The following is a 19,580-nucleotide window of genomic DNA, read 5'->3' as shown; positions in this document are numbered from 1 at the left end:
CACTCCCTTGAGAAAATTTTATCTATATTGCCACATCCGTCGGCTTTCGCCTCAACCGGGATCAAGGAAATCGCCCCGCGTCTGTGCGAAAATTCTCCATTCCGCCCTGGCAATCCCGCTTTCACTGCCTTAAATCAACATTGCAGCACCTGCGCTTCCTTACACTCAACGGCGTTCAGAATCCGGGGGAGGAAATTGTATGGAACTGCTGTGTCCGGCGGGGAATTTACCTGCGCTGAAATCGGCGGTGGAGCACGGCGCTGACGCGGTGTACGTCGGCCTGAAAGATGACACCAACGCCCGCCACTTTGCTGGCCTCAATTTTACCGATAAGAAACTGGCAGAAGCCGCGCGCTTCCTGCATCAGCACCGGCGTAAACTGCACGTGGCGATCAACACCTTCGCCCATCCTGACGGCCTTAACCGCTGGCAAAGCGCCATTGACGTCGCCGCACAGAACGGTGCCGATGCGCTGATTCTGGCCGATATCGCCACGCTGGAGTACGCCGCCAGCCGCTATCCGCAGGTTGAACGTCACCTTTCAGTGCAGGCGTCCGCTACCAATCTGCAGGCCATTCAGTTTTATCACCGCCACTTTGCGCTGAGCCGCGTGGTGCTGCCGCGCGTGCTGTCGATGCACCAGGTGAAGCAGCTGGCGCGCGAAACGCCGGTGCCGCTCGAGGTGTTCGCCTTTGGCAGCCTGTGCATCATGGCCGAAGGCCGCTGCTATCTCTCGTCGTGGCTGACCGGCGAGTCGCCGAACAGCGCGGGTGCCTGTTCACCGGCCAAATTTGTGCGCTGGCAGCAGACGGCACAGGGCATGGAGTCGCGCCTGAACGAAGTGCTGATTGACCGTTACGCCGCCGATGAGAGCGCGGGCTATCCAACGCTGTGTAAAGGACGCTACGAGGTGGATAACCAGCGCTATCACGTGCTGGAAGAGCCCACCAGCCTCAATACCCTGGCGCTGCTGCCAGAACTGCTGCGCGCCAATATCGCGTCGGTGAAAATTGAGGGACGCCAGCGCAGCCCGGCCTATGTGGCGCAGGTGGCTAAAGTGTGGCGTCAGGCGATCGATCGCTGCATGGCCGATCCGCAACAGTTCACGGTGCAGGCGCCGTGGATGCGCGCGCTCGGTGAACTTTCTGAAGGCAGCCAGACCACGCTCGGCGCCTATCACCGCGACTGGCAATAAGGAGACCGTATGAAATACGCCATCGGCCCGGTGCTGTGGTACTGGCCAACCGCCACGCTGGAGCAGTTTTACCAGCGCGCCGCAGAAAGCAGCGCAGAGATTGTCTACCTCGGCGAAGCGGTGTGCAGCAAACGCCGCGCCACTGCGTTCAGTCAGTGGATGGAGATGGGCCGCACGCTGGCGGCCAGCGGCAAACAGGTGGTGCTGAGCACGCTGGCGCTGCTGCAGTCCCCTTCGGAAGTCAAAGAGCTGCGCCGCTATGTTGAAAACGGTGAGTTCTTACTGGAAGCCAACGATATCGGCACCGTGAACATGGCGGCAGAGCGCAAACTGCCGTTTGTCGCCGGTCCCACCCTGAATGTGTATAACGCGCAGACGCTCCAGCTGCTGCTGCAGGAGGGCATGACGCGCTGGTGCATGCCGGTGGAGATGTCACGCGACTGGCTGATTCAGCTGTTGCAGCAGTGCCATGACGCTGGCCTGCGCGACCGGTTTGAGGTTGAAGTGCTCGGCTACGGCCATCTGCCGCTGGCACTGTCGGCGCGCTGCTTTACCGCGCGTTCCGAAAACCGTGCCAAAGATGATTGCCAGACCTGCTGTATTGATTATCCCACCGGGCGCCGCGTGCTGTCGCAGGAGGGCCAGCAGGTATTTGTCCTGAACGGCATTCAGACCATGAGCGGCTACTGTTACAACCTTGGCAACGATCTCGCCGGTATGCATGGCTGGATCGATATTGTGCGCCTGTCGCCGCAGGATGAGAGCACCCTAGCACAGGTTGATCGCTTCCGCGCTAACGAAGCGGGTGAAGCGCCGCTGATGATGGCGCGCGGCAGCGACAGCAACGGTTACTGGCGCCGCCTGGCCGGAATGGCGCTGGATAGCGGCGGTTAAAGGCACATTCCGGCTATATTCCTGCCGTTATTAGCAGTTTTAATATGGGTAATGATGCGTAATACTGACTGGTGCAGGTTTACTTATCACCTGCGCCATCCTTTGCTGGAGTACCCATGTCTGAGAAGAAAACTGTTCGCCTGTCCGTACTGGATCTGGCCCCCATTCCGCAAGGCTCGTCTGCGCGCGATGCCTTCCATAATTCGCTGGCGCTGGCGCGTCAGGCTGAAGCCCTTGGCTTTCATCGCTACTGGCTGGCCGAACACCACAACATGACCGGCATCGCCAGCGCCGCAACGTCGGTGCTGATTGGCTATCTCGCCGCTAACACCGAAACGCTGCGCCTCGGCTCCGGCGGGATCATGCTGCCCAACCACGCACCGCTGGTGATTGCCGAACAGTTTGGCACCCTGGAATCCCTCTACCCTAGCCGTATCGATCTCGGACTGGGCCGCGCGCCCGGCTCCGATCAGCGCACCATGCTGGCGCTGCGCCGTCATCTTTCGAGCGCCCAGGCCGACAGCTTCCCGGAAGATGTGGCCGATCTGATCCGCTGGTTCGATGCCGAAGAGGGCGAGCATCCGCCGGTGCAGCCGGTGCCCGGCCTCGGGCTGAAAATTCCGGTATGGCTGCTGGGTTCCAGCCTGTATAGCGCGCAACTGGCGGCGCAGCTTGGTCTGCCGTTTGCCTTTGCTTCGCACTTCGCGCCAGACCTGCTGTTGCAGGCGCTGCACCTGTATCGCGAAAAATTCCAGCCCTCTGCGCGTCTGGCGAAACCTTACGCTATGGTGTGTGTCAACGTGGTAGCGGCAGACAGCGATCGTGATGCGCGCTTCCTGTTCACCTCGATGCAGCAGCAGTTCATTAATCTGCGTCGCGGCAAGCCCGGCCCGCTGCCGGCGCCGGTGGAGAACATGGATAACCTGTGGTCGCCGTCCGAACAGTATGGCGTGCAGCAGGCGCTGAGCATGTCGGTGGTGGGCGATAAAGATAAAGTGCGCCACGGCCTTGCCGCGCTGCTGCGCGAAACCCAGGCGGATGAGATCATGGTCAACGGCCAGATTTACGATCCGCAGGCGCGCCTGCGTTCATTCGCGCTGGCGATGGAAGCCGCACGCACGCTGTAAGCCTTACTGCGGTGGGGAGAGTCCTTCCGGCCCCACCGCCATCTTGCGCACATCGCGCGCCGGAGACTGCCCGTAAAAACGGCTGTACTCCCGGCTGAACTGCGACGCACTCTGATAGCCCACCCGATAGCCCGCCGTCCCGGCATCCAGCTTCTCAATCATCATCAGCCGGCGCGCTTCGTTGAGCCGCAGCTGCTTCTGATACTGCATCGGCGTCATCGCCGTAACCGCTTTAAAGTGATGGTGCAGCGATGAAATGCTCATGCCAACGCTGCTGGCCAGCTGATCCACCTTCAGCGGTTGATGAAAGTTTTCGCGCAGCCAGCGCGCCGCGCGCGCCACTTTGTTGCCCGGGCGCTCGGTCAGCGCCATGTTCAGAATGCGCGGCCCTTCCGGCCCGGTCAGCAGGCGATAGAAAATCTCCTGCTCAATCAGCGGTGCCAGCGCGGCGATATCCTGCGGCTGATCCAGCAGCGCCACCAGCCGCATCACCGCATCCACCAGCGGCGGCGCGACTTTATGGACGGTAATGCTGCGTTCTGGGGCGGCGCTGCCAATCTGCTGCGGCGGGAAATGCTCCAGATAGCGCAGCAGGCGCGCTTCGTTGATGGTGATGCCGACGCCAAGACAGGGTTTCTCTGGTGTCGCCAGCACCACGCAGGACTGCACCGGCATGTCCATGGTGACCAGCAGCAGATCGCCCGGCCCGTAATGCATCACATCATCGCCCATGCGCAGTGCTTTCTGGCCCTGGGCCATCAGCGCAAACCCCGCCCAGCTGGCAATATGCGCCAGGCTGGAGGGGTGCGAGCTGCGGCCAAAAGAGAGAAAGTCAATCGCGCTGGCGGTACGCCCATCCTGCTGCGCGTGACGGGCAATCATCGCCACCAGCTGCTGCCACTGTTCCTGATGAATCATGCGTTATGCACTCCGCGATGAAAAATCACTGAATCCCCATTCTTACCTGCCGATGCGGTTGCGCCTAGTCCCTGCGCCACAGATTTGCAGGATCGTGCAAAAAGCTTGCAGGATTGCGCTACCGCACAAAGCGGCAACAGCGCATGCTTTACTCACCCGAAATCTCAGGTGGAGAGACACAATGCAAGCACTTGAAGGCAAAATTGCGCTGGTGACGGGCGCGTCGAAAGGCATTGGCGCCGCCATCGCCATGACTTTCGCCGCGGCCGGCGCCCGGGTGGTGGTGAATTATCGTCAGGATGAAGCGGGCGCGGCGGATGTGGTGACCGATATCTGCGCGCTGGGAAGCGACGCCATCGCCGTACAGGCCGATATATCCCGTGAAGCTGACGTGCAGCGCCTGTTCGCCAGCAGTATTGCGCAGTTTGGCGCGCCAGACATCGTGGTCAACAACGCCGGCATGTTTCACCATGGCGACTTCGCCAGCCTCAGCGTCAGCGACATGCAGCAGCAGCTCAACGTCAATCTGCTCGGTACGCTGCTGGTGTGCCAGCAGGCGGCGCAGCATTTCCCGGCGCGCGGCGGCTGTATCATCAACCTCAGCGCGCTAAACAGCCAGCGCAGCCTGCCCGGCTCGGTACTGTGGTCAGCGACCAAAGGCGCAATCGATACCTTAACGCAGGGGCTGGCACGTGAGCTGGGTCCGCGTAATATTCGCGTCAACGCGCTGGCGCCGGGGATCATTCTGACCGAAGGGCTGCTGGCAGCGAAAAAAATGAATGCGGAATTTAAAGCGCAGCTGATCGCGGCCACGCCGCTGGGACGCTTTGGCCTGCCGGAGGATGTGGCGCAGGTGGCGCTATTTCTGGCGTCGGAAGAGTCGGCTTATGTTACCGGTGAGCGGGTGCTGATTGCCGGCGGCGTGTAAAGCCCGCGTTACAGACATAAAAAAAGGACGCTTGCGCGTCCTTTTTATTTTTAAGCGATTAACGCTTATGCATCACGGCGACGTGGTGCAGCTGCGCCTTCGTCGCGACGTGGGCCACGGCCACCTTCACGGCTGAAACGTCCGCCTTCACGACCGCCTTCGCGACGCTCAGAGAAACGACGCGGTGCGCCACCTTCACGGTTGCCACCCTCGCGGTTACCACGACGCTCACCACCGAAGTCACGACCGCCGCTACGACGCTCGGTGCGCTCGTGTGGCTGTGCATCGCCCAGCAGCTGCATATTCATCGGCTTGTTGAGAATACGCGTACGCGTGAAGTGCTGCAGGACTTCACCCGGCATGCCTTTTGGCAGCTCGATAGTGGAGTGAGTACCAAACAGCTTGATGTTACCGATGTAACGGCTGCTGATGTCGCCTTCGTTAGCAATCGCGCCCACGATATGACGCACTTCAACACCGTCATCACGGCCCACTTCAATGCGGTACAGCTGCATTTCGCCAACGTCACGACGTTCGCGACGTGGACGATCGCCACCTTCGCGGCTGTCACGGCTGTCACGACGTGGACGGTCGCCGCCACGCTCATCGCGATCGCGGAATTCACGACGCTGTGGACGTGGTGCATCCGGTGGCAGAATCAGTGGACGTTCGCCCTGCGCCATTTTCAGCAGTGCAGCGGCCAGCGTTTCCATATCCAGCTCTTCTTCTGGCTGCATTTTAGCCAGCAGCGCACGGTACTGATCCAGATCGCTGCTTTCCAGCTGCTGCTGAACTTTGGCAGCGAACTGCGCCAGACGACGCTGACTCAGCAGCTCGGCGTTAGGCAGCTCAACTTCCGGAATAGTCAGCTTCATGGTGCGTTCGATGTTGCGCAGCAGACGACGCTCGCGGTTCTCAACGAACAGCAGCGCACGGCCAGCACGACCCGCACGACCGGTACGGCCGATACGGTGCACATACGATTCGGCATCCATCGGGATGTCGTAGTTAACCACCAGGCTAATACGCTCAACGTCCAGACCACGGGCCGCAACGTCAGTCGCGATCAGGATATCCAGACGACCGTCTTTCAGGCGCTCCAGCGTCTGCTCACGCAGCGCCTGGTTCATGTCACCGTTCAGCGCGGCGCTGTTGTAGCCGTTACGCTCCAGCGTTTCTGCGACTTCCAGCGTGGCATTTTTGGTGCGCACGAAGATGATGGCAGCATCGAAGTCTTCCGCTTCGAGGAAGCGCACCAGCGCGTCAGACTTACGGCCGTAAGCGGTCCAGTAAGACTGAGAAATGTCCGGGCGTGTAGTGATGCTGGACTGGATGCGCACTTCCTGCGGATCCTTCATGAAACGCTTAGTGATACGGCGAATCGCTTCCGGCATGGTTGCAGAGAACAGTGCGGTCTGATGACCTTCCGGGATCTGCGCCATGATGGTTTCAACGTCTTCGATAAAGCCCATACGCAGCATTTCGTCGGCTTCGTCCAGTACCAGACCACGCAGGCTGGACAGGTCCAGGGTACCGCGTTTCAGGTGATCCAGCAGACGGCCCGGGGTACCAACCACGATCTGTGGACCCTGGCGCAGTGCGCGCAGCTGCACGTCATAACGCTGGCCACCGTACAGGGCCACGACGTTAATACCGCGCATGTGTTTAGAGAATTCTGTCATCGCTTCAGCCACCTGAACCGCCAGTTCGCGGGTCGGCGCCAGCACCAGGATTTGCGGTGCGCGGACAGAAGGATCAACGTTGTTCAGCAGCGGCAGCGAGAACGCTGCTGTTTTACCACTACCGGTCTGCGCCATACCCAGCACATCACGGCCCGCCAGCAGGTGAGGAATACACTCAGCCTGGATTGGCGATGGCTTAACGTAGCCCATACCGTTCAGTGATTCGAGGATGTCGGCGTTCAGGCCCAGATCAGCAAAAGTGGTTTGAATATCAGTCATGTAGTACACGTGCCTCTTAGATTGCGGCGGCCAGTCTACATAACTCGTCGTGAAAACTTTCAGTCATTTTCATCAAAAAGTGTGAACCGGCTCAAATTAGAAGTTTTGACGAACAGAAAAGCCCTCACCTGTTCAGGCGATGACTTTACGGGTAAATCAGGCAATAAAAGTTCGTCAGCTATTGCTGGTCAGATTCTGATAAATCGTCTTGTGTCTGGCCGAGTTGCGCCAGTTCCAACAATGCGTATCGGTGTTCAACAAAGTTATTGACGTTGTTGGCCACCGCCAGTTTGAACAACGCTTTCGCGTCGTCCTTCTCCCCCAGACTTAGGTAGTACTTACCTAAATAGAAGTTGGTTTCACTGAGATGTTCAGCGAGCGAGGTGTTATCCGTTGCGTCCGCCTTGAGACGTTCCATCAATGTTTTTTCACTGATGTCGCCCAGGTAGAACTCGACAATATTCCATCCCCATTGGTCCTTAGCCGCCTTGTCGTAACGCTGTTGGAGCGTCACTTTTGCCTTGTCGGCATCCATCTCGCGTTCAACGAGGTAGAGCCACAGGCTGCGGAACGGATCGTTAGGATCGTCTTGATAAAACGCCAGCAGATCATCTTGCGCTAACTTGTATCGACCGCCGTAATAGAGGGCGATACCACGGTTTAAATGCGCATAGTTGTAAGTTGGATCAAGCTCAAGTACAGAATCAAACGCTTCATAGGCAGCATCAAAATTGCCTGCCTGCGTTAAGTAAATGCCGAGATAGTTAAACACTTCCGGCATATCCGGTCTGATAGACAGCGCTTGCGAGAAATCGTTCCGCGCTAGTGCCCTCAGACCCAAACTATCATACAACACTCCGCGCTCATATAACAGCTGTGCGCGTTCATCATCGGTCAGGGCCCGACTGGCAAGAATTTGTTCCATTCGCGCCAGAATAACCTCTTGCTGCAGTGTGGGCTGCAAAGGTACTGCCAGAACTTCGTTCTTACGCCAATTGGAGTTGCTGCATCCTGCCAGCGTGATAGCTGTCGCAACAAAACACCAGCGCAAAAAAGGCTTCATTTCCCACTCCCGAATACAAACATTGGGATAACCATCCTGTCATCCGCCTGCTATGCACAAGGGTTCCCGCCCTCGCGATGATACCCGTCCTGCTTCAGCTGCACTGACACGCTGACCAGCGCGCGACGCATTCCGGGTATACAAACACCGCTCCCCGCCAGCAGGCAGGGAGCGGCTGATCAGGAAAAACGCTTACTCGGCGTCAGGCGTCGTCACCGCAGCGGTTTCTTCTGCTGGCTTCTGCTCTGTCGCTTCTTTGATGCTGAGACGAACGCGGCCCTGACGATCCACTTCCATCACTTTAACTGGCACTTCCTGACCCATCTGCAGGTAATCGGTCACTTTCTCTACACGCTTGTCGGCGATCTGAGAAATGTGTACCAGACCTTCTTTACCGCCGCCGATTGCCACGAAGGCACCGAAATCAACGATACGGGTCACTTTACCGGCGTAGATACGGCCCACTTCGATCTCAGCGGTGATCTCTTCGATGCGACGAATCGCTTCTTTGGCTTTCAGGCCGTCGGTCGCTGCGATCTTCACGGTGCCATCATCTTCGATTTCGATGGTGGTGCCGGTCTCTTCGGTCAGCGCACGGATAACCGAACCGCCTTTACCGATGACGTCTTTGATCTTGTCTGAGTTGATCTTGATGGTGTAGATGCGCGGCGCGAACTCGGAGATCTCCTGACGCGGCGTGCTGATCGCCTGTTCCATCACGCTCAGGATGTGCAGACGCGCACCCTTAGCCTGGTTCAGTGCCACCTGCATGATTTCGCGGGTGATACCTTCAATTTTGATGTCCATCTGCAGCGCGGTGATACCTTCACGGCTACCGGCTACTTTGAAGTCCATATCGCCGAGGTGATCTTCGTCGCCGAGGATGTCAGACAGCACCACGAACTTCTCGTCTTCTTTCACCAGACCCATCGCGATACCGGCAACGGCCGCTTTGATCGGTACGCCAGCGTCCATCAGTGCCAGCGATGCACCGCACACGGAAGCCATAGAAGAAGAACCGTTCGATTCGGTGATTTCAGACACGACGCGCACGGTGTACGGGAACGCATCCTGTTTAGGCATCACTGCCAGCACGCCACGCTTCGCCAGACGGCCGTGACCAATTTCACGACGCTTCGGTGAGCCAACCATACCGGTTTCGCCCACGGAGTACGGAGGGAAGTTGTAGTGGAACAGGAAGCTGTCAGTACGCTCGCCCATCAGCTCATCGAGATTCTGTGCATCACGCGCGGTACCGAGGGTGGCAGCGACCAGCGCCTGCGTTTCACCACGGGTAAACAGCGCAGAACCGTGGGTACGCGGCAGTACGCCAGTGCGCACGTCCAGACCACGGATCATATCTTTTTCACGGCCATCGATACGCGGTTCGCCGTTCAGGATACGGGTACGCACCACGTTCTTTTCCAGGCTGTGTACGATGTCACCGATTTCGGCATCATCCAGCGTTTCGTCTTCAGCCAGCAGTGCGGCGATGGTTTCGTCTTTGATGACGCCAACCTGCGCATAGCGCTCCTGCTTGTCAGTGATGCGGTACGCATCGCTGATGCGCGCTTCGGCCAGGGCGGCAACGCGTGCGATCAGCGCATCGTTCGCCGGCTCTGGCTGCCAGTCCCAGCGTGGTTTGCCTGCTTCGGCCACCAGCGCATTGATGTTTTCAATCACAACCTGCTGCTGGTCGTGACCGAACACCACAGCACCCAGCATCTGGTCTTCGGTCAGGATGTCCGCTTCAGATTCCACCATCAGCACTGCATTCTGCGTACCGGCAACCACCAGGTCCAGACGAGACTGTTTGATCTCATCCGCGGTTGGGTTCAGCACGTACTGATCGTTGATGTAACCAACGCGTGCCGCACCGATTGGGCCGTTGAACGGAATGCCAGACAGCGACAGCGCAGCAGAAGCACCGATCATTGCAACGATGTCCGGGTTAACCTGCGGGTTCACAGATACCACAGTCGCGATAACCTGTACTTCGTTAACAAAACCTTCCGGGAACAGCGGACGCACCGGGCGGTCAATCAGACGCGCAATCAGGGTTTCGCCTTCGCTTGGACGGCCTTCACGACGGAAGAAGCTGCCCGGAATACGGCCAGCGGCGTAAGTACGCTCCTGGTAGTTCACCGTGAGAGGGAAGAAGTCCTGACCGGCTTTGGCTTTTTTCTGGCCCACGACGGTAACGAATACCGCGGTGTCGTCCATGCTTACCATTACTGCTGCGGTGGCCTGGCGCGCCATCATGCCGGTTTCCAGCGTGACGGTATGCTGACCATATTGGAATTTGCGTACGATCGGGTTCAGCAAAATTTAAGTCCTTAAATTCGTGGCAAAGCCTGCTCGGCCCGCCGGGGATTACCGATCTTTAGTTGCATCCTCGCGACTAATGACAACCCTTAACCGCCCCTGCGGTAAAGCCTCTCATTAGCCGCGCGAACCTCTGCAAGCAAAGATCACTCTCAGCAACAATACATGAGTTTGGTCCGGATTGCTGCGGATTGCTCGAAAAAAGGGGCCATAAAGGCCCCCTTTTCGCGAAACTCGCACAAATCTGATCGCCAGATGCGGTTTTTTGCATACTGCATGCGCTACATCGTTGATCAGATTCTTCAGACTTAGCGACGCAGACCCAGGCTTTCGATCAGGCTGGTGTAACGTGCAACGTCTTTACGCTTCAGGTAGTCCAGCAGCTTACGACGCTGGGATACCATGCGCAGCAGACCGCGACGGCTGTGGTGGTCTTTCTTGTGCTCAGAGAAGTGACCCTGCAGGTGGTTAATCTGAGCAGTCAGCAGAGCAACCTGAACTTCAGTTGAACCGCTGTCGTTAGCGCCACGACCGTATTTAGCAACGATCTCTGCTTTAGCTTCTACGCTTAGAGACATAATAAACTCCAGTAAAAAATGAATGTATGGGTGCCGATCTCTAATTCAGCAGCCCGCTTTTAAAGCCGCGCTATTCTACTCTTCGCCCGGTAGCAACGCAAATGCGCTGTAACGCCCAGCGGTAATACGCGGTCAGTCGGCAAACTCTACTACCAGACGACGCGGTGCCACGCGACCATCGTCAGCGATTTCCGCCATACCGATAAATTTCTGCTGCTCACCTTCGGTCACCCGCACCAGCCCGCTGGCCGGCGCGTTTTCCGCCTGGACCGGCATGCCCTGTTTGAACCAGGCCGCGACCGGCGTGGGCAGATTGACCGCTGGAAAATCTTCCGCCGGGCTGTCCATCGGCAACAGCAACGCGTCCAGCGGTGCGTAATCCGGCGTTTCCGCCGCATTAACCTGCGCCGCCAGCGCCTGCAGCTGTTCCAGCGTCATCATGCGCGCAATCGGGTAACGCGCCACCTGCAGACGGCGCAGCATGATCACATGTGCACCGCAGCCGAGCTTCTCACCTAAATCGTCAATGATGGTGCGAATGTAGGTGCCTTTGGAAACATGGATTTCCAGCTCCAGCTCGTCGCCCTGCCAGCGAATAAACTGCAGTTCAAACACGGTAATCGGTCGCGCTTCACGCGGCACGGTGATGCCTTCGCGCGCATATTCGTACAGCTTGCGGCCCTGATACTTGAGCGCCGAGAACATGGTGGGCACCTGCAGCGTCTCGCCGCGAAAGCTCTCCAGCGCGGCATCCAGCTCAGCCTGGCTGAAGGTCACCGGCCGCGTTTCAACAATATTGCCGTCCGCATCGGAGGTATCGGTGCGCTGCCCCAGACGGGCAATCACGCGGTAACGCTTGTCCGAATCCAGCAGATAGCGGGAAAACTTGGTGGCTTCGCCGAGACAAATCGGCAGCATACCGGTGGCCAGCGGATCGAGCGCGCCGGTATGGCCCGCCTTGTTAGCATTAAACAGGCGTTTTACTTTTTGCAGCACATCGTTGGAGGATGCGCCCTGGTGTTTATCCAGCAGGAAAACACCGTGGACATCACGACCACGGCGACGAGGACGACTCATCAGTCCTCCTTGTCGTCTTCCGCCGGGCTTTCACCCCGTCGCTCAGCATCGTTTCTGATCACGTTAGACACCAGATTCGACATGCGCATCCCTTCAATCAGCGAGTTATCGTAGAAGAAGGTCAGCTCCGGCACGATGCGCAGACGCATCGCTTTACCGAGCAGAATACGGATGTAGCCAGACGCTTCTTTCAGCGCTTTGAGGCCGTTTTTCACCGCTTCTTCATCCTGGTCGTTCAGAAAGGTCACGAACACTTTGGCATACGCCAGATCGCGTGACACCTCAACGCCAGACACGGTGACCATCATACCCAGACGTGGGTCTTTGATTTCGCGCTGCAGGATGATCGCAATCTCTTTCTGCAACTCCTGCGCCACGCGCTGTGGGCGACCAAACTCTTTCGCCATACTATTTCTCCCAAATAATTCGGGAGGCCAGAGGCCTCCCAAATTGCATCACATCGACCAGCAATTACTCGATGGTGCGTTTAACTTCAATCACTTCGAACACTTCGATCATGTCGCCAACGCGAACGTCGTTGTAGTTCTTCACGCCGATACCACACTCCATGCCGTTACGCACTTCGTTGACGTCATCTTTGAAGCGACGCAGAGATTCCAGCTCGCCTTCATAGATAACCACGTTGTCGCGCAGTACGCGGATCGGGTTGTGACGTTTGATGTTGCCTTCGGTGACCATACAGCCGGCAATCGCGCCAAATTTCGGTGACTTGAACACGTCACGGACTTCGGCCAGACCGATAATCTGCTGTTTGAACTCCGGTGCCAGCATGCCGCTCATGGCTGCTTTCACTTCGTCAATCAGGTTATAGATGACGGAGTAGTAGCGCAGGTCAACGTTTTCAGCGTCAATCACGCGACGCGCAGAGGCATCAGCACGCACGTTGAAGCCGAGGATGATTGCGTTGGACGCAGCGGCCAGGGTGGCGTCGGTTTCGGTGATACCGCCCACGCCAGAACCGATAATCTTCACCTTCACTTCATCGGTGGAGAGTTTCAGCAGCGAGTCGGAGATCGCTTCCACAGAACCCTGTACGTCGGACTTCAGGACGATGTTCAGCTCGGACACTTCGCCTTCGGTCATGTTGGCAAACATGTTTTCCAGCTTGGACTTCTGCTGACGCGCCAGTTTGACTTCGCGGAATTTGCCCTGACGATACAGCGCCACTTCACGCGCTTTCTTCTCGTCACGCACCACGGTCGCTTCGTCACCCGCTGCCGGCACACCGGACAGACCGAGGATTTCCACCGGAATCGATGGACCCGCTTCCAGCACTTCGCGACCCAGTTCGTCACGCATCGCACGCACACGGCCGTATTCGAAGCCGCACAGTACGATATCGCCCTTGTTCAGCGTACCTTCACGCACCAGCACGGTTGCTACCGGACCACGACCTTTGTCGAGGAACGATTCGATCACCACGCCGCTCGCCATACCCTGACGAATTGCAGTCAGCTCCAGTACTTCCGCCTGCAGCAGAATCGCGTTCAGCAGGTCGTCGATGCCGGTACCGGCTTTCGCCGAGACGTTAACGAACATGTTCTCGCCGCCCCACTCTTCCGGAATGATACCGTACTGGGTCAGCTCGTTCTTCACGCGATCCGGATCGGCTTCTGGCTTGTCGATCTTGTTCACGGCCACGACCACCGGCACACCGGCCGCTTTCGCGTGCTGGATAGCTTCGACGGTTTGTGGCATCACGCCATCGTCAGCCGCCACCACCAGGATAACGATATCCGTGGCCTGCGCACCACGTGCACGCATTGCGGTAAACGCGGCGTGGCCCGGGGTGTCGAGGAAGGTGATCATGCCGTTATCGGTTTCAACGTGATACGCACCGATATGCTGGGTAATCCCGCCCGCTTCGCCGGAGGCGACTTTGGTGGAGCGGATGTAGTCCAGCAGCGAGGTTTTACCGTGGTCAACGTGACCCATGATGGTCACGACCGGCGCACGGCTTTCCTGCGCAGCATCGGTATCACGATCGTCCATTACCGCTTCTTCCAGCTCGTTCTCGCGGCGCAGGATCACTTTGTGACCCATCTCTTCGGCCACAAGCTGGGCGGTTTCCTGGTCGATAACCTGGTTGATGGTCGCCATGGCACCCATCTTCATCATCGCTTTAATAACCAGCGAGCCTTTCACCGCCATTTTGTTGGCCAGTTCGGCAACGGTGATGGTTTCGCCAATGATGACGTCACGGTTCACCGCCTGAGCAGGTTTGTTGAAGCCCTGCTGCAGCGTGCTTGGTTTACGATGTTTGCCACCTTTACCGCCGCGTACCTGAGCACGCGCTTCTTCACGGTCAGTTTTGGCTTCAGAGTGCTTGTTGCCTTTTTTGGCCGGACGCGCTGCCTTGGTGGTGCGGGTGCGACCACGACCGCCTTCGACTTCGCGATCGTTTTCGTCTTCTGCCTGACGGGCATGAGTTGAAGTGGTGACGTGATAGTCGCCCTTATCTTCTTCCTCTGGTTTTTCCCATTCAGCGGCTTTCTCTTCGGCCAGACGACGGGCTTCTTCCGCCGCGCGGCGCGCATTCTCTTCCAGCTTACGGCGCGCTTCTTCTTCCGCTTTACGCTTCAGTTCGGCGGCTTCAGCTTCACGACGGGCTTTGTCAGATTGCGCAGCCTTGGTCATTTCGTCGGTAGGTTGATTAGTCACTTTCTCATTTTCCGCTGCTTCACGCTTAGCCTTGTCAGCGGCTTCGCGCTTGGCTTTCTCTTCGGCTTCACGTTGCGCTTTTTGTTCAGCTTCGCGACGGGTTTGTTCTTCAGCCTCGCGACGCGCCTGCTCTTCCGCTTCACGCTGCGCCTCGGCTTCTGCTTCCGCCTGAGCTTGCTCAGCGTCGGCATCACCTTTCACGTATGTGCGCTTTTTGCGGACTTCGATTTGCACCGACTTACTTTTACCCCCGGTGCCTGGAATATTCAAGGTGCTGCGCGTTTTGCGCTGCAACGTCAGTTTGCCTGAACCGGTCTGACCGTGCTCACGATTCAGGTGGGACAGTAAGGTCTCTTTCTCTTGCTGGGATACGGCGTCGTTTTCAGACTTACGGATCCCTGCATCAGCAAATTGCTGTACCAGGCGATCGACCGGAGTCTGAATTTCGGCGGCCAGCGATTTTACGGTTACATCTGTCATGCTGTTCCTTCCTGTTATTACGCGTCATCGCCGAACCAGCAGATATTACGTGCAGCCATAATCAGCGCACCGGCTTTCTCATCATCCAGCCCTTCAATATCTGTCAGATCGTCAACACCTTGCTCAGCGAGATCTTCCAGCGTGCAAACGCCTTTTGACGCCAGGCGATACGCCAGCGCACGATCCAGGCCTTCAAGATTCAGCAGGTCCTCAGCAGGTTCCTGATTACCAAGGCTCTCTTCTTTCGCTAATGCCAGGGTGGTTAACGCATTTTTTGCTCGTTCACGCAGGGCTTCAATGGTCTCTTCGTCGAGGCCGTCGATTTCCAGCAGCTCGTTGATTGGCACGTAAGCCAATTCTTCCAGCGAAGAGAAGCCCTCTTCCACCAGAACGGTGGCGAACTCTTCGTCGATGTCGAGATGTTTAGTGAACATATCGATCGCTGCATGGGCTTCGGCCTGATGCTTCGCCTGCAGATCATCGACGGTCATCACGTTCAGCTCCCAGCCGCTCAGCTGGGATGCCAGACGCACGTTTTGGCCATTACGGCCAATCGCCTGAGCCAGATTGCCGGCTTCAACAGCGATATCCATGGTGTGATTGTCTTCATCCACCACAATTGACGCCACATCGGCAGGTGCCATGGCGTTAATCACGAACTGTGCCGGGTTGTCGTCCCACAGCACGATATCAATACGCTCGCCGCCCAGCTCGCTGGACACCGCCTGCACGCGCGCACCGCGCATACCGACGCAGGCACCGACCGGATCGATACGTTTGTCGTTAGTTTTTACCGCAATTTTGGCGCGTGAACCCGGATCGCGCGCTGCCGCTTTGATCTCGATAACTTCTTCGCCAATCTCCGGCACTTCGATGCGGAACAGTTCGATCAGCATCTCCGGTTTGGAGCGGGTAACGAACAGTTGCGCACCACGCGCTTCCGGACGCACGGCATACAGCACGCCGCGAATACGGTCACCCGGGCGGAAGTTTTCACGCGGCAGCATGTCTTCACGTACAATCACCGCTTCGGCGTTGTTGCCGAGATCCAGTGAAATGTTGTCGCGATTCACTTTCTTCACCACGCCGGTGATGATTTCGCCTTCCTGCTCGCGGAACTGATCGACCACCATCGCGCGCTCGGCTTCACGCACTTTCTGGACGATAACCTGTTTCGCGGTCTGCGTGGTGATACGGTCGAAGGTGACAGATTCGATCTGATCTTCAACATAATCGCCCAGATTGAAGGCTTCATCTTCAAAGCGTGCTGCTTCCAGCGTGATCTCGCGCGTTGGCTGCGTGACTTCTTCTACAACCACCCAGCGACGGAAGGTGTCGAAATCGCCGCTGCGACGGTCAATGCTGACGCGCACGTCGATTTCCTGCTCATACTTCTTCTTGGTCGCAGTGGCCAAAGCGCTCTCCAGCGCTTCGAAGATTTTCTCACGCGGCAGGGCTTTTTCGTTAGAAACGGCTTCTACTACAGCTAAGATCTCTTTGTTCATCCTGGTTAGCCTCAATCCGGACTTTTAAAAGTGGGGGACCAGGTTCGCTTTCTGAATGTTGCTCAGCGCGAACACTTCATCGTTACCCTCAACGGTTACCGTGATCATCTCGCCTTCGACAGACTTGATGATGCCCTGCCATTTACGGCGGTTCTGCACGGCCATACGCAGTACCAGGCTCACCTCTTCGCCAGCGAAACGCGCATAGTGCTCCGCGGTGAACAGAGGGCGATCGAGACCCGGTGAGGAAACTTCAAGGTTGTAAGCCACCGTAATAGGATCTTCCACATCCATTACAGCGCTGACCTGGTGGCTAACATCGGCGCAATCATCAACATTGATACCCTCTTCACTATCAATATAGATGCGCAAGGTTGATGTGCGACCACGAATGAACTCGATACCGACCAATTCGTAGCCAAGCGCTTCTACCGGAGCAGAGATCAACTCTGTCAACTTTTGCTCTAATGTGGACAAGCCCACCCCCAAGACATAAAAAAAGGGCCTAAAGCCCAGTGTTACGATTTCCTGATAACAAAAAACCCCGAAAATTCGGGGCTTTTTGTGACTGGACCCTGTATGCCGCGATGCGGCTTCGGCACACCATCCAGCAGAATTTTTTTCAAAACTGACTGCGGATGCGTCCGTCGATGCATACAGTATATTTGAAAAAGAACTCTAAGGGAAAGTGGTTGCGGGGGCCGGATTTGAACCGACGACCTTCGGGTTATGAGCCCGACGAGCTACCAGGCTGCTCCACCCCGCGTCCGAAAACGTGGCGAATATTACGCCGATCTTGCGAAAAATGCAAGTTATACTGAGATTTGGTACCGAGGACGGGACTTGAACCCGTAAGCCCAATCGGGCACTACCACCTCAAGGTAGCGTGTCTACCAATTCCACCACCTCGGCACTTCACTGACTGCGACGATACGATGTCGCTTTAGCGCTGACGATCTTACTGCGGGATATCATTGCCCGGCGTGGCCGGTTTAGCTGGCTGAGTCTGCTGTTGAGACTGAGCCGGCGCGCTGAGGTTTTCCCACTCGCTTCCTTTGGAGGTCTTGTTACTGTTCAGGTTGCCCAGAATCAGACTGATAATGAAGAACAGCGTAGCCAGTACCGCGGTCATGCGAGTCATGAAGTTACCAGACCCGGTTGAACCGAACAGCGTACCAGAAGCGCCTGCACCGAATGAGGCTCCCATATCAGCGCCTTTGCCTTGCTGCAGCATGATCAGACCAACGAGGCCAATCGCTACAATAAGGAAAACAACCAACAGAGCTTCGTACATAATCAACCTGTTTCCTTGCGCGTTATCCGCACAGTTAAAGCTTCAACCAATATTGACGGGGAGTCTCGTCATCACCCATCAGAAGCGGGTGTGAATACTAACCAAAGGCGCATACCTCTGCAAGCGCAATTTACACGAAGTTTTGCGATTGCGGAAAAAAGCGCCATCCCGGTGATTTTACAGGCGGAAAGCAGCAAACTGACCGCCCGTAACGCGGTTAAACCGCTTTTACCGCATCGGCAATTTTGTGCGCCAGTTCGGTCACCTGCGCCTCATCCTCGCCTTCCACCATCACGCGAATCAGCGGCTCGGTGCCGGATTTACGCAACAGCACGCGCCCGCGCCCGGCCAGCGTTTTTTCCACCTCTGCGGCAGCCGCTTTGACGCTGTCGCTCTCCAGCGGATCGTGGCTGCCGCTGAAACGCACATTCACCAGCACCTGTGGCAGCATCTTCATGCCGCTGCACAGATCGTGCAGACTCATGTGGTTGCGCACAATCGCAGTAAGTACTTGCAAACTTGCTACGATGCCGTCACCGGTGCTGATTTTATCCAGCAGGATCACGTGGCCGGAGTTCTCTGCGCCCATGCGCCAGCCCTTCTCCTGCATTTTTTCCAGCACATAGCGGTCGCCCACTTTGGCGCGGGTAAACGGAATCCCCAGCTGTTTCAGCGCCAGCTCCAGCCCCATGTTGCTCATCAGCGTGCCGACCACGCCGCCACGCAGCTGGCCCTGACGCAGCGCTTCACGCGCGATGATGTAAAGAATCTGGTCGCCATCCACCTTCTGTCCAAGGTGATCCACCATCATGATGCGGTCGCCGTCGCCGTCATAGGCCAGGCCGAGATCGGCTTTTTCATCCAGCACGCGCTGCTGCAGCTGACGCAAATCGGTAGCGCCGCACTCTTTGTTGATGTTCATGCCGTCCGGCTGCACGCCAATCGCAATCACCTTCGCACCCAGTTCACGCAGCACATTCGGCGCGATGTGATAGGTCGCGCCGTTGGCACAGTCCACCACGATCTTCAGCCCGTTCAGGCTCAACTCGCTGGGAAAAGTGCCTTTGCAGAACTCGATGTAGCGCCCGGCGGCATCGACGATGCGGCTGGCACGGCCCAGCTCAGCGGATTCGACGCAGGTCAGCGGCTTCTCCAGCTCCAGCTCAATGGCGGCTTCAACGTCGTCCGGCAGTTTGGTGCCTTCGGCAGAGAAGAATTTGATGCCGTTGTCGTCAAACGGGTTGTGCGACGCGGAGATCACGATGCCCGCCTCGGCGCGGAAGGTGCGCGTCAGGTAGGCAATGGCCGGCGTGGGCATCGGGCCGGTGAACGCGGCAGACAGCCCGGCAGCTGCCAGACCGGCTTCCAGCGCCGATTCCAGCATGTAGCCGGAAATCCGTGTATCTTTACCAATCAATACTTTGCGCGAGCCGGAACGGGCCAGCACTTTGCCGGCAGCAAAACCCAGCTTCAACACAAAGTCCGGGGTAATGGGCGCTTCACCCACTTTGCCGCGAATCCCATCCGTACCGAAATATTTACGATCGCTCATG

16 protein-coding genes and 2 tRNA genes are annotated in these 19,580 nt (G+C 57.4%); 4 read left to right on the top strand and 14 right to left on the bottom strand.

Features of this window, described 5'->3' with window-relative positions; all coding sequences use genetic code 11:
• Window positions 1–199: 199 nt before the first annotated feature.
• From ERD80_RS03760 to ERD80_RS03750, 3 genes are all read left to right on the top strand, one after another.
• On the top strand, window positions 200–1,195 hold the full coding sequence (locus ERD80_RS03760) for a peptidase U32 family protein (RefSeq protein WP_058759571.1): 996 nt from the start codon (window positions 200–202) through the stop codon (window positions 1,193–1,195).
• A 9-nt stretch (window positions 1,196–1,204) separates the two neighbouring features.
• Complete coding sequence (locus ERD80_RS03755) at window positions 1,205–2,089, top strand: U32 family peptidase (protein WP_058770682.1); 885 nt, start codon at window positions 1,205–1,207, stop codon at window positions 2,087–2,089.
• Window positions 2,090–2,205: 116 nt separating this feature from the next.
• Entirely contained in the window at window positions 2,206–3,216 is a 1,011-nt protein-coding gene (locus ERD80_RS03750) for a luciferase-like monooxygenase (protein ID WP_136545794.1), read from the top strand.
• A 3-nt stretch (window positions 3,217–3,219) separates the two neighbouring features.
• On the opposite strand, the gene ERD80_RS03745 is transcribed toward ERD80_RS03750, so the two are convergent.
• A complete protein-coding gene (locus tag ERD80_RS03745; protein ID WP_059009545.1) occupies window positions 3,220–4,134 on the bottom strand; it encodes an AraC family transcriptional regulator in 915 nt (304 codons plus the stop codon).
• Between the two features lie 181 nt (window positions 4,135–4,315).
• On the opposite strand from ERD80_RS03745, the gene ERD80_RS03740 reads away from it, so the two are divergent.
• On the top strand, window positions 4,316–5,062 hold the full coding sequence (locus ERD80_RS03740) for a glucose 1-dehydrogenase (RefSeq protein WP_021507695.1): 747 nt from the start codon (window positions 4,316–4,318) through the stop codon (window positions 5,060–5,062).
• 65 nt (window positions 5,063–5,127) lie between these two features.
• On the opposite strand, the gene ERD80_RS03735 is transcribed toward ERD80_RS03740, so the two are convergent.
• From ERD80_RS03735 to glmM, 13 genes are all read right to left on the bottom strand, one after another.
• Window positions 5,128–7,023 (bottom strand): DEAD/DEAH family ATP-dependent RNA helicase, encoded by a 1,896-nt coding sequence (locus tag ERD80_RS03735; RefSeq protein ID WP_058759574.1) that lies wholly within the window; start codon window positions 7,021–7,023, stop codon window positions 5,128–5,130.
• Window positions 7,024–7,201: 178 nt separating this feature from the next.
• Window positions 7,202–8,086, bottom strand: a complete 885-nt coding sequence (gene nlpI / locus ERD80_RS03725; protein WP_021507697.1) for a lipoprotein NlpI — start codon at window positions 8,084–8,086, stop codon at window positions 7,202–7,204.
• 192 nt (window positions 8,087–8,278) lie between these two features.
• Window positions 8,279–10,411: a polyribonucleotide nucleotidyltransferase gene (pnp, locus tag ERD80_RS03720; protein WP_058770684.1), complete on the bottom strand. Its 2,133-nt coding sequence runs from the start codon at window positions 10,409–10,411 to the stop codon at window positions 8,279–8,281.
• A gap of 308 nt (window positions 10,412–10,719) precedes the next feature.
• Window positions 10,720–10,989 carry a 30S ribosomal protein S15 gene (gene rpsO, locus ERD80_RS03715; protein WP_010615981.1) on the bottom strand — a complete coding sequence of 90 codons (270 nt, stop codon included), beginning with the start codon at window positions 10,987–10,989 and terminating at the stop codon, window positions 10,720–10,722.
• A 132-nt stretch (window positions 10,990–11,121) separates the two neighbouring features.
• Entirely contained in the window at window positions 11,122–12,066 is a 945-nt protein-coding gene (gene truB, locus ERD80_RS03710) for a tRNA pseudouridine(55) synthase TruB (RefSeq protein ID WP_104093961.1), read from the bottom strand.
• Window positions 12,066–12,473, bottom strand: a complete 408-nt coding sequence (rbfA, locus tag ERD80_RS03705; RefSeq protein ID WP_021507701.1) for a 30S ribosome-binding factor RbfA — start codon at window positions 12,471–12,473, stop codon at window positions 12,066–12,068. The genes truB and rbfA overlap by 1 nt, the downstream gene beginning before the upstream one ends.
• A 64-nt stretch (window positions 12,474–12,537) precedes the next feature.
• Complete coding sequence (gene infB, locus ERD80_RS03700; protein WP_136545792.1) at window positions 12,538–15,228, bottom strand: translation initiation factor IF-2; 2,691 nt, start codon at window positions 15,226–15,228, stop codon at window positions 12,538–12,540.
• 17 nt (window positions 15,229–15,245) lie between these two features.
• Entirely contained in the window at window positions 15,246–16,733 is a 1,488-nt protein-coding gene (gene nusA / locus ERD80_RS03695) for a transcription termination factor NusA (protein ID WP_021507703.1), read from the bottom strand.
• Window positions 16,734–16,757: 24 nt separating this feature from the next.
• Window positions 16,758–17,210, bottom strand: coding sequence for a ribosome maturation factor RimP (gene rimP / locus ERD80_RS03690; protein WP_031279732.1), 453 nt, complete (start codon window positions 17,208–17,210; stop codon window positions 16,758–16,760).
• A 212-nt stretch (window positions 17,211–17,422) separates the two neighbouring features.
• Window positions 17,423–17,499: transfer RNA gene (locus tag ERD80_RS03685), tRNA-Met, on the bottom strand.
• A gap of 59 nt (window positions 17,500–17,558) precedes the next feature.
• Window positions 17,559–17,645 (bottom strand) — tRNA-Leu (locus ERD80_RS03680).
• Window positions 17,646–17,691: 46 nt separating this feature from the next.
• Window positions 17,692–18,027 carry a preprotein translocase subunit SecG gene (gene secG, locus ERD80_RS03675; protein WP_010617340.1) on the bottom strand — a complete coding sequence of 112 codons (336 nt, stop codon included), beginning with the start codon at window positions 18,025–18,027 and terminating at the stop codon, window positions 17,692–17,694.
• Between the two features lie 217 nt (window positions 18,028–18,244).
• Entirely contained in the window at window positions 18,245–19,579 is a 1,335-nt protein-coding gene (glmM, locus tag ERD80_RS03670; RefSeq protein ID WP_021507705.1) for a phosphoglucosamine mutase, read from the bottom strand.
• Window position 19,580 lies beyond the last annotated feature (1 nt).

Source organism: Pantoea sp. R102, assembly GCF_004916815.1.
Lineage (GTDB): Bacteria > Pseudomonadota > Gammaproteobacteria > Enterobacterales > Enterobacteriaceae > Pantoea > Pantoea dispersa.
Note: the sequence above shows the minus strand (reverse complement) of the source record. Positions and strands in the feature narration are given on the sequence as shown.